This is a genomic window from Nannocystis pusilla, assembly GCF_020073745.1.
GTDB classification, from domain to species: domain Bacteria; phylum Myxococcota_A; class Polyangia; order Nannocystales; family Nannocystaceae; genus Nannocystis; species Nannocystis radixulma.
This window is the reverse complement of sequence record NZ_JAIRAU010000047.1, coordinates 453,901-464,062: the sequence shown is the minus strand read 5'-3', so window position 1 is coordinate 464,062 and position 10,162 is coordinate 453,901. Positions and strand designations below refer to the sequence as shown.

Below are 10,162 nucleotides of genomic sequence, written 5' to 3'. Positions count from 1 at the left end.
GGCGACGAGCTGGTGCCCGGCGTCGTCATCAAGGTCCTCGACTTCGGCATCGCCAAGGTCATGCAGAGCCAGGCCCGCACGGCGATGCAGGCCACCGGCACGCAGATCTCGAGCTTCACCCCGACCTACGGCGCGCCCGAGCAGTTCGACCGCAGCTACGGCGCCACCGGGCCGTGGACCGACGTCTATCAAATGGCGCTCGTGCTGGTCGAGATCATGCGCGGCGGCCTGCCGGCCCTCGAGGGCGAGCAGTTCATCCAGTTCGCGTTCGCGACCCAAAACACCCAGCGGCGGCCGACCCCGCGGACCTTCGGGGTCGCCACCTCCGACGCCGTCGAGGCGGTGTTCCAGAAGGCGCTCGCGGTCCGGGTCGTCGACCGCTACCCCAACATGGGCGAGTTCTGGACCAACCTCGCCGCCGCGCTCGAGCTCAAGGAGTACCCGGCGATCCAGGCCGCCGAGACCGCGATCGGTCAGACCGTCGTGCCCGACGGGAGCGGCGGGCTCAAGACCCGCCGCTCCGGCGAGCTGCTGGCGCAGGCGCCGGTGATGACGATGTCGACCCCGGCCGCGCCGACCCCGGCCTCGCCGCCGGTCCCGTCGACCGTCGTCACTCCGCCCGCGCCCGCGGTCAAGCCGATGGCCGTCGGGGCGATGGCCGCGATCGTCGGCGCCCTCGTGGCCGCCGGCGCCGCCGTGTTCGTGGCCACCCGCGGCGGGGGCGAGCCCGAGAAGCCGCCGCCGCAGCCGCCGCCGACCGAGGCCAAGGCGGTCGAGGCGCCCAAGCCCGAGACCAAGGTCGAGCCGCCCAAGCCGCCGACCTCGTGCCCCGAGGGCATGGCCTTCGTCACCGGCAAGAACTTCTTCATGGGCTCCGAGTCGGAGAAGCCGGTGCTGGCGCTGGCGCGGCCGCAGCACAAGGTCGAGATCCGGCCGTTTTGCATCGACATCTACGAGGTCACCACCGAGAAGTACGAGGCCTGCTCGGACAAGGGCGACTGCAAGCGGGCCTACCGCGACAGCTTCTGGCCGCAGGGCGCGAGCAAGCGGGCCGACTGGGAGAAGGCCAAGACCGCCTACTCGACGCTTTGCAACGCGGGCGTGGCCGAGCGCAAGCAGCACCCGATCAACTGCGTCACCTGGGCCCAGGCCGACGAGTACTGCCGCGTCCACGGCAAGCGCCTGCCGAGCGAGGCCGAGTTCGAGTTCGCCGCCCGCGGCTCCGACGGCCGCGTGTACCCGTGGGGCGACGGCGCCCCCAGCCCCGAGCACCTCAACGCCTGCGGCACCGAGTGCGTCGCGTGGCGCAAGCAGAAGGGCCTGCCGCCGGTCGAGCCGATGTACGCCGCCGACGACAAGTTCGTCGGCACCGCGCCGGTCGGCAGCTTCCCCGGCGGCAAGACCGAGAACGGCCTGTTCGACCTCGTCGGCAACGTGTTCGAGTGGACCGCCGACCGCTTCGAGCGCTACCCGACCACCGAGGGCGAGCCGCCCCCGCCGATGCCCGGCAACAACCGCGTCATCCGCGGCGGCGCCTTCAACAGCTCCGAGCCCGAGCACACCGACCCGGCCCTGCGCTTCCCCAACGACGCCGACGCGCACACCCACGGGATCGGCTTCCGCTGCGCCGCCGATCCGCGCTGAGCGTCCGTCTCACATGTCCCGCGGGACAGGCCGCATGACCTGTCGCTCGGGACAGGTCATGCGGCCCCGCCGCGCCCGGCTGACCTGTCCTCCGGGCCAGGTCCGTTCGCTCTCACCGTGCGTGCGCCGGGTCGCGCCGGGCGCCGGTCGGCCGGGTCGATCGGCCGCCCGCCTGTGGTAGAACCCGCAGCGTGAGCACAAACGCGCGTCCCACCGGCGGCCCCGGCAGCGTCTTCCTCATCGACGGCAACAACTTCATCTTCCGCGCCTTCCATGCCATGCCGAGCCTGAGCGCGCCGGGCGGCGTGCCGATCAACGCCGTGCACGGGTTCGTCCGCATGATCCAGGCCATGCGGAAGGAGTTCCAGCCCGAGGTCTTCATCGCCGTGTTCGACCACAGCGAGGAGACGTTCCGCAACAAGCTCTACCCGGCCTACAAGGCGCACCGCCCGCCGATGCCCGAGGACCTGGTGCCGCAGATCCCGCTGGTCCGGGCGGCGACCGCGGCGCTCGGCCTGCCGGTGATCGAGGTGCCCGGCGTCGAGGCCGACGACATCATCGCCTGCTACGCCCTCGCCGCGCAGAAGGCCGGGCGCTCGGTCTACATCCTCTCGACCGACAAGGACCTCATGCAGCTGATCGACGCCGGCGGCCCCGACCGCAAGCCGATCCTCATGTGGGACTCGATGAAGTCGAAGCTCATCGGCCCGCCCGAGGTCGTCGAGAAGTGGGGCGTGCCGCCGACCAAGCTCGTCGACCTGCTCGCGCTCACCGGCGACAGCTCCGACAACGTGCCCGGCGTGCCCGGCATCGGCCCCAAGACCGCCGCGCAGCTGCTCGAGGAGTTCGGCGACCTCGAGGGCCTGCTCAGCGGCGCCGCCGGCATCAAGCAGGTCAAGCGCCGCGAGGCCCTGCAGGAGCACGCCGCCAACGCCCGGCTCAGCCGCCAGCTGGTCGAGCTGCGCTGCGACATCCCGCTGCCGCGCCCGCTCGAGGAGCTCGTCGACAACGGCAGCGACCAGGCCACCATGGAGGCGTTCTTCGCCCCGCTCGGCTTCAAGAGCCTGCTCGGCCTCAGGGGCAAGGTCGTCGACACCAAGCCGCCCGAGGGCCCGCTCGAGCTGCGCCCCGGCGCCCCGCTCACGCTCGACAAGTCGCGCTACACGGCGCTCACCGGCGAGGCCGAGCTCACCGCCTACGTCGACGCCGTGCTGGCGAAGGGCGACCGCCTCGCCCTGCAGATCGTCGTCGACGTCGCCGACTCGATGCGCGCCGCGCTGGTCGGCGTCGCGCTCGCGCCGGGGGGTGAGAGCGCGCCGGCGCCGGCCTACGTCCCGGTCGCGCACGAGGGCGACGCCCTGCTCGTGAAACCTGTCCCGAAGGACATCATCGCCGCCCAGCTGCGGCGGCTGACCGGCGGCGCCCTGCCGCTGGTCGCCCAGGGCTCCAAGTTCCAGGCCATCGTCCTGCGCCGCCACGGCGTCGAGCTCGGCCCGCTGACGATGGACCCCAAGCTCGCCTCCTACACCCTCGACCCGGCGCGCTCGTCCCACAACCTCGCCGAGCTGGCCAAGGACCTGTTCGCCTACACCGCCGGCGTCCAGGAGGACGTGCTCGGCAAGGGCAAGAAGGCCGTCACCTTCGCCCGCGCGGCGGTCGACCGCACCACGCTGTACGCCTGCGAGCGCGCCGAGCTGGCCTTGAAGACAGGTCAGCACCTGCGCCCGCAGCTCGACGAGAGCACCGCCCTGCGCGCGCTGTTCGACGAGCTCGAGATGCCGCTCGCGCGCGTGCTGCAGCGCATCGAGGAGACCGGCGTGCGCGTCGACGCCGCGGTGCTGGCCCGCCAGGGCGAGGTCATGGGCGCCGAGATCGCCGGCCTGCGGGCCCATATCGCCGAGCACGCCGGCTACGACCTCAACCCCGACTCGCCCAACCAGCTGCAGAAGTTGTTGTTCGAGGACCTCGGGCTCGAGGCCTCGCGCAAGACCAAGACCGGCTTCTCCACCGACGCCACCGTGCTCGAGGAGCTCGCCGCCTATCACCCGGTCGTCGGCCTGATCCTCGAGTACCGCGGCCTCACCAAGCTCAAGGGCACCTACCTCGACACCCTGCCGAACGAGATCAACCCGACCACCGGCCGCCTGCACACCAACTTCCGCCAGGCCGTGGCGCAGACCGGGCGTCTGTCGAGCAAGGACCCCAACCTGCAGAACATCCCGATCCGCAGCGAGGTCGGGCGGCAGATCCGCGAGGCCTTCGTCGCCGGTCCGGGCAAGCTGCTCGTCACGCTCGACTACTCGCAGATCGAGCTGCGGATCCTCGCCCACCTCTCGGGCGACAAGAACCTGGTGTCGTCGTTCCGCGACGGCGTCGACGTCCACCGCCGCACCGCCGCGGAGGTGTTCGGCGTGCCCGAGCAGGACGTCACGGCCGAGCAGCGGCGCGTCGCCAAGGCCGTCAACTTCGGCGTCATCTACGGCCAGTCGGCGTTCGGTCTCGCGCGCCAGCTCGGCATCCCGCGCGGCAAGGCCGGCAGCTACATCAAGGTCTACTTCGAGAAGATCCCCGGCGTGACGCGCTACATGGAGGAGCTGATCGACACCGCCAGCGCGCGCGGCTACGCCGAGACCATCTTCGGGCGCAGGCGCAGGATCCCCGAGCTCGCGCGCAAGGGGGCCCAGCGGTCCTACGGCGAGCGGATCGCCCGCAACACGCCGATCCAGGGCAGCGCCGCCGACATCATGAAGCGGGCGATGATCGCCGTCGACGCCGCGCTCGCCGACAGGCCGTGGGCGCAGATGCTGCTGACCGTCCACGACGAACTCATCTTCGAGTGCGAGGCCGGTCGCGCCGAGGAGCTCATCGCGCTGGCGCGTCCGCTGATGGAGGGCGCCGCCGGCGACAAGCTGCAGGTGCCGCTGCAAGTCGAGGCAGGGAAGGGCCCCAGCTGGGCCGCCTGCAAGGGCTGAGTGCGTCGTTCAGGCCGCAGCCATGTGGGCCTCGGCCTCCACCGTGGCGATGAAGCCCTCGGGGTCGTGGAGCGAGATGTACAGCTCGCGACATCGCCACGGGAAGGGCGCGCGAACGCGCTGCGCCCGGTTGAAGTGGACGCAGACGACGCCGTCGAGCGAGCCGATGAGGCCGACGCGACCGCGGGCGCCGATCCGCAGGCCGAGGCCGCCCCACCACGACCAGCCCGAGCGGCTCACGTGCTCGATCTGCTCGAGCGCGAAGCTGCCGTGGAACAGCACCCCGAACTCGACCTCGACGCGCCCCCCGCCGACCCGCACCACCGCCCGCTCGCCCGAGGCCCGGAGCGGAAAGAGCAGGGGGCGGAGAATGGGCGTGATGCGGATGGGGAAGTCCATGGGCCAGGGTCAACCATAGCACCCGGCGTGCGAACCCGTCCTCGCGAGTGATACCGTGGTGAGCATGACTCCCACGCCCTCGCAGGCGGCGGCGCTGCTGCGCGCCGCGCCGATCCCCGCCGCGCTCCGCGAGATCGCCCAGATCCTCCACGACGCCGGACACGAGGCGGTGCTGGTCGGCGGGGCTGTCCGCGACGTCCTCCTGGGGCGGCCGCACGGCGACTGGGATCTCGCCAGCAGCGCCACGCCCGACGAGGTGCAGGAGCTGTTCAAGAAGACGATCCCGACCGGCATCGCGCACGGCACGGTGACCGTCGTCCACGGCCGCGGCGCTGCCCGCGTCCACGCCGAGGTGACGACGTTCCGCGGCGAGGGCCGCTACGACGACGGGCGCCGGCCCGCCGAGGTCCGCTTCCTCCGCGACCTCCGCGAGGACCTCGCGCGCCGCGACTTCACGATCAACGCGTTCGCCTGGAACCCCATCCGCGAGGTCTTCACCGACTGCTTCGACGGGCTCGGCGATCTCGCGCGGGGGGTCGTGCGCGCCGTCGGCGACCCGACCCAGCGCTTCCAGGAGGACGGCCTCCGGGCCATGCGCGCGGTCCGGCTCTGTGCTGTCCTCGAGTACAGGCTCGACCTCGACACCGCCGCGGCCATCCGCGGCGCGCTCGACGTCCTCGACAAGGTCAGCCGCGAGCGCGTGCACGTCGAGCTGTTCAAGCTGCTGGCGGCCGCGCGGCCGATCCTCGGCCTGTTGCCGATGGCCGAGACCGGCATCTGGGCGCGCGTCCTCGCCCCGCTGGCCCAGGAAGAGCTGGACGCGGCGATCCAGCACGTCGAACGGCTGCCGCGCGACCCGGTGATCCGCCTGGCGCGCCTGCTCTGGCCGCTGCGCGGCGACAAGGGCAAGATCGAGAAGATCGTCGACGGCCTGAAGCCGAGCCGCGACGAGCGCGCCCGCGTCCTCGCGCTCACGAACCCCGCGCTCGCGGCCCTCGGGCAGGCGCGCGACCCGGCGCAGATCCGCCGGATCCTGGCCAGGGTCGGCCGCAAGTACGCGGCCGATGCCGCCGCCCTGCACGCCGGCGAGTGGGCCCAGGCGGTCACGATCGAGGAGGCCATCCGCGGCGCGCCCCTGGCCGTGGGCGAGCTGGCGATCGGCGGCGACACGCTCCTCGCCGCCGGGCTGGCCACCCCCGGCCCGCAGCTCGGCAAGACGCTGGCGGAGCTGCTCGAGTGGGTGCTCGAGGATCCGCGCCGCAACACCCCCGAGCAGCTGCTCGCGCACCTGCGCGGGTGAGCTGTCCTGAGGGACATGTAACTCGTGCACGCCTGGTGCGGTGAGATGTCTTGAAGGACATGTCGTTCGCGCACGCCTGGCGCGGTGAGATGTCTTGAAGGACATGTAACTCGCGCACGCCTGACGCGGTGAGATGTCTGGAAGGACATGTCGTTCGCGCACGCTCGTTCGTGCCGGGAGCGAGCATCCGGCTGGGCACGAGGTGACCGTTGTGATGAACGCGCCCTCGTCGGCGCGACGCGGTCCGCCGCCGGGCCTCCGGGTGTTCAGAGCCGGGCGACGTCGTCGCCCGCGCTCGGGCCGGGCGATGTCCGGCCGCGAGGTCCTCGCTCCGGCGCCCCGCGCCCGGGCCCTGGCGTGCCGTGCGTGCGCGCTGGCGCCTGGCGAGCGCCGGGAGTAGGCTGGAGTCATGCGCGGTGTCCGGGCGGTCGCCTGTGGGCTCGTGGTGGCGCTGAGCGCCAATTCGGTGGCGGCGCAGCCGGCGGAGGGCCCCGCGCCCGAGAGCGGGTCGTGGAGCGAGAACCTCGTCGGCCATGCCGACCGGCTGGCCGAGGAGAAGTCCTTCGCCGCCGCGGCCGAGTTCTACTTCCGCGCCCACGACCGGCTGACCGCCGGCGCCGCGCCCCGCCGGTTCCTCGGCCGCACCCACGAGCCGCTCGAGAAGGGCGTCAACGCGGCCGGCGAGGCGCAGGCGCTCGATCCGGCGCGCACCGACGTGCTGTGCGACGCCGACCTCCGGCTGGTCCGCCACGCTCGCCTGCTCGAGTCGGCCGACGCGCTCACGCCGGCCGCCGTCGCGCTGCTGCGGGGGACCCGGGCGCGCATCGACGCCCGGCTGCGCGCGGCCTCGGCGCTGTGTCCCGGGCCCGCGGTCGCGGCCCCGCCGTCGATCGCCCTCAGCGCGATCGCCAGCCATCCCACAGGACATGTCCTCTACGACAGGCTCATCGAGCCGGGTGCACTGGCCCGCGCCGCCCCGCTCGACGCGTCCGACCAGCCCCCGGTCCCGCCGCGCTCGGGCCGGCGCGGCAAGCTGTGGACCAACCTCGGCGTCGCCTTGATGGCCGGAGGCCTGCTCGTCGTCGGCCTCGGGGTCGGCCTCGCCGGCCGCGAGCGCGACGCCTCGGCCGCCCTCAGCATCGTCGCCGGCACCACCGCGTTCACGGCCGGCATGCCGATGCTCATCATCGGCGACAAGCGCCGCCGCGCCGCCGCCCTGGCGCTCGGCGGCCGCGGGCTGTCGGTGTCGTTCTAGCGCCGCAGGCCCGAGGATCGGACCTGGTGGCGCGCGCGGGGCAGGGGCAGCTCTCGGGCGCGAACCGGAGGACATGCCGTGTCGGACATGTCACTTCAAGCATGTCGCCGAGAGCATGTCCTGACGGACACTACACGAACGGCGAGCGGTACGGCGGTCGCTTGGGCGTGTTGAGCCCGAGTTCGGCGTAGCTGGCGCGCAGGTAGACCGCGTCGACGGTGGCGACGTCGGCGGGGGCCTCGCGCCGGGCGGCGCGGGCGGCGGCGGCCCACAGCCCGGGGGCGTCGGCGCCGGGCAGGGCGAGCGAGCGCGCGCGCAGGTCTGCGGGCAGGGCGTCGGCCACCACGTTCACGCCCGGCCCGACGGCGCGGGCCTGGGCCGCGAACCCGGCGGGCAGGTCCGCGAGGACATGTGCCAGAGGACAGCAGCGATCCTCGGCCAGCCGCTCCGGGCCGTCGTCACCGACCACGAACGGCGCGGCGTAGACGTCGCCGCGCCGGGCGTCGAGCAGCGCCAGCACCGGCCCGCGCGTGGCTTCGGCGCCGGCGACGACGGCCAGCGTGCTGAGCCCGAACAGCGGGCAGCCCAGGCCGAGCGCCAGCCCCTTGGCGGTGGCGAGGGCGACCCGGCTGCCCGTGAACATGCCGGGGCCGAGCCCGCAGGCCACCGCTCCCAGCGCGCGCGCCGGGACGCCGGCCTCGGCGAGCAGGGCGGAGATCCGCGGCGACAGCTCGGCGGAGGCCGGCTTGCCGCGATCGTCGTGCGTGGCGTGAGCCACGAGCTCGGCCGCGTCGCCGTCGATGCGGCCGACGGCCAGGGCGGTCCGCGGCGTGGACGTGTCGAGCGCGAGGAGCCAGGTCGCCACTAGTCCATCCAGAAGCGGGTGATGTCGTTGCGCAGCGCGATCAGCAGCAGCACCAGGATGATCACCAGGCCGACGGCGCTGGCGACCTCGCGGGCGCGCTGGCCCAGCGGCCGCCGGCGCAGCGCCTCGAGCGTGAAGAACATCAGGTGCCCGCCGTCGAGGATCGGGATCGGCAGCAGGTTGACGAAACCGAGGTTGATGCTGAGCAGCGCCATCAGCAGCAGGAACTGCCCCGGGCCCTGCTCCGCCGCCGTGCCGGCCACGTTGAAGATCCCGACCACCGAGCTGAGCTCGTCGACGCCGCGCTCGAGCGTCACCATCTGCCGCAGGCTCGTCCACATCATGCCGAGCATCGACAGCGTCTCGCTCACCGCCGAGCGGACGGCGTAGGTGACGCGCCCGCGGATCGGCTCCGGCGGCGGCGCTTCGCGCTTGGCGTATGGATCTGCCCCGAAGAACAGGTAGCTGCGCTCTTGCTTGTAGATCCCGCGGTGGGTGCGGATCTCCTGCTCGACGCGGACGGTGCGCGGCGCCTCGCCGGGCGACTGCACGCGCATGTCGATCGGCTTGGTGCCCTGGCGATCGAGCATGACGGCGACCGTCTCCCAGCGGGTGACCGGGCGCTCGTCGACCGCGAGCACGCGGTCGCCCGGGCGGATGCCCGCCTTCGCTGCCGGCGAGCCGGACGCGACCGTGCGGACGAACGTGTTGGCCGGCAGGAGCCCGGTGCTCGCGCCCGCTTCGTGGCGCGGTAGCAGGCGCGCGTGATGCGACGCGTACCACCAGTACGTGCCGAGCTCGCCGCGCACCGGCACCGCGCGCAGGTACGTGAGGCGCAGCAGCGCGGTGCCCTGGCGGGTCAACTCGCGCTCGAGGTCCTCGACCGTCTCGATCGGCTCGCCGTTGATCGACGTGATGATGTCGCCGGTCATGAGCCCTTGCTCGTAAGCCGGCGAGTCGGTGTCGACGATGCCGATCTGCGGCGCGTAGACCCACGGGAACACGCCCAGCATCCCGCGCGCCTCGGGCTCGTCGACCGCGTTCTTGACCACGCTGCGGCGCGGCGTGACGAAGCGGTCGAAGCGGACCCCGTCGCGCTCGATCTGCAGCTTCACCTCGCGGTCGGGCGCCGCCCGCACGTGGTCCTGCATCTCGCCCCACGAGTGGATGTCGGTGCCGTCGATGGCGACGATGCGGTCGCCGGACTGCAGCTCGCTGGTGGCCGCGGCCGAGTCGTCGAGCACCGTGCCGATCACCGGCGGCGGGATCACCGTGTGCCCGAGGTAGAACGTGAAGTAGAGCAGCAGCGGCAGCAGCAGGTTGAACAGCGGACCGGCGCCGAGAACCAGGTAACGGGCCCACAGCGGCCGATTGCGCAGCGCGCGGTGGGCCTCGTGCGGTGCGAGTGGTTCGTCGGGCGACTGGCCGAGCAGCGTCACGTAGCCGCCGAGCGGGATCGGAGCGATCCGGTACTCGGTCTCGCCGAGCCTGATCTTCGCGAGCGCCGGCCCGAAGCCGAGCGAGAAGCGCACCACCTTGACGTCGACGAGCTTGGCCGCCAGCAGGTGGCCGAGCTCATGTACGAAGATCAGCGGGCCGATCAGGAGGATGAACGCCAGGAACTGCGTCATCGACCGCCTCCGCGGCGGAGGTCGCGGTTCTCGGCGCGGTCGCGCCCGGCTGGCTCAGGCCCCGACATGGCTGTCTGTGGATACTCGACCCGGGGC

7 protein-coding genes are annotated in these 10,162 nt (G+C 72.9%); 4 read left to right on the top strand and 3 right to left on the bottom strand.

The window, feature by feature from the left end:
- Both K7C98_RS35035 and polA read left to right on the top strand, forming a co-directional pair.
- On the top strand, positions 1 to 1,644 hold a 1,644-nt coding region (locus K7C98_RS35035), incomplete at its 5' end, for an SUMF1/EgtB/PvdO family nonheme iron enzyme (protein ID WP_224196202.1).
- 191 nt (positions 1,645 to 1,835) lie between these two features.
- A complete protein-coding gene (polA, locus tag K7C98_RS35030; RefSeq protein WP_224196201.1) occupies positions 1,836 to 4,616 on the top strand; it encodes a DNA polymerase I in 2,781 nt (926 codons plus the stop codon).
- 9 nt (positions 4,617 to 4,625) lie between these two features.
- On the opposite strand, the gene K7C98_RS35025 is transcribed toward polA, so the two are convergent.
- Entirely contained in the window at positions 4,626 to 5,015 is a 390-nt protein-coding gene (locus K7C98_RS35025; protein WP_224196200.1) for a hypothetical protein, read from the bottom strand.
- 64 nt (positions 5,016 to 5,079) lie between these two features.
- On the opposite strand from K7C98_RS35025, the gene K7C98_RS35020 reads away from it, so the two are divergent.
- Both K7C98_RS35020 and K7C98_RS35015 read left to right on the top strand, forming a co-directional pair.
- Positions 5,080 to 6,315, top strand: coding sequence for a CCA tRNA nucleotidyltransferase (locus K7C98_RS35020; RefSeq protein WP_224196199.1), 1,236 nt, complete (start codon positions 5,080 to 5,082; stop codon positions 6,313 to 6,315).
- A gap of 409 nt (positions 6,316 to 6,724) precedes the next feature.
- Positions 6,725 to 7,570, top strand: coding sequence for a hypothetical protein (locus tag K7C98_RS35015; protein ID WP_224196198.1), 846 nt, complete (start codon positions 6,725 to 6,727; stop codon positions 7,568 to 7,570).
- A 130-nt stretch (positions 7,571 to 7,700) separates the two neighbouring features.
- Here K7C98_RS35015 and tsaB read toward each other — a convergent pair whose 3' ends face one another.
- Positions 7,701 to 8,435, bottom strand: coding sequence for a tRNA (adenosine(37)-N6)-threonylcarbamoyltransferase complex dimerization subunit type 1 TsaB (gene tsaB, locus K7C98_RS35010; protein ID WP_224196197.1), 735 nt, complete (start codon positions 8,433 to 8,435; stop codon positions 7,701 to 7,703).
- Positions 8,435 to 10,066, bottom strand: coding sequence for an RIP metalloprotease RseP (gene rseP / locus K7C98_RS35005; RefSeq protein ID WP_224196196.1), 1,632 nt, complete (start codon positions 10,064 to 10,066; stop codon positions 8,435 to 8,437). The genes tsaB and rseP overlap by 1 nt, the downstream gene beginning before the upstream one ends.
- Positions 10,067 to 10,162 lie beyond the last annotated feature (96 nt).

What these genes read in the sequence shown, in the direction of transcription:
- K7C98_RS35025 (WP_224196200.1), bottom strand. Translation starts at nt 5,015, where the DNA reads ATGGACTTCCCCATCCGCATCACGCCCATTCTCCGCCCCCTGCTCTTT.
- K7C98_RS35020 (WP_224196199.1), top strand. Translation starts at nt 5,080, where the DNA reads ATGACTCCCACGCCCTCGCAGGCGGCGGCGCTGCTGCGCGCCGCGCCG.
- K7C98_RS35015 (WP_224196198.1), top strand. Translation starts at nt 6,725, where the DNA reads ATGCGCGGTGTCCGGGCGGTCGCCTGTGGGCTCGTGGTGGCGCTGAGC.
- rseP (WP_224196196.1), bottom strand. Translation starts at nt 10,066, where the DNA reads ATGACGCAGTTCCTGGCGTTCATCCTCCTGATCGGCCCGCTGATCTTC.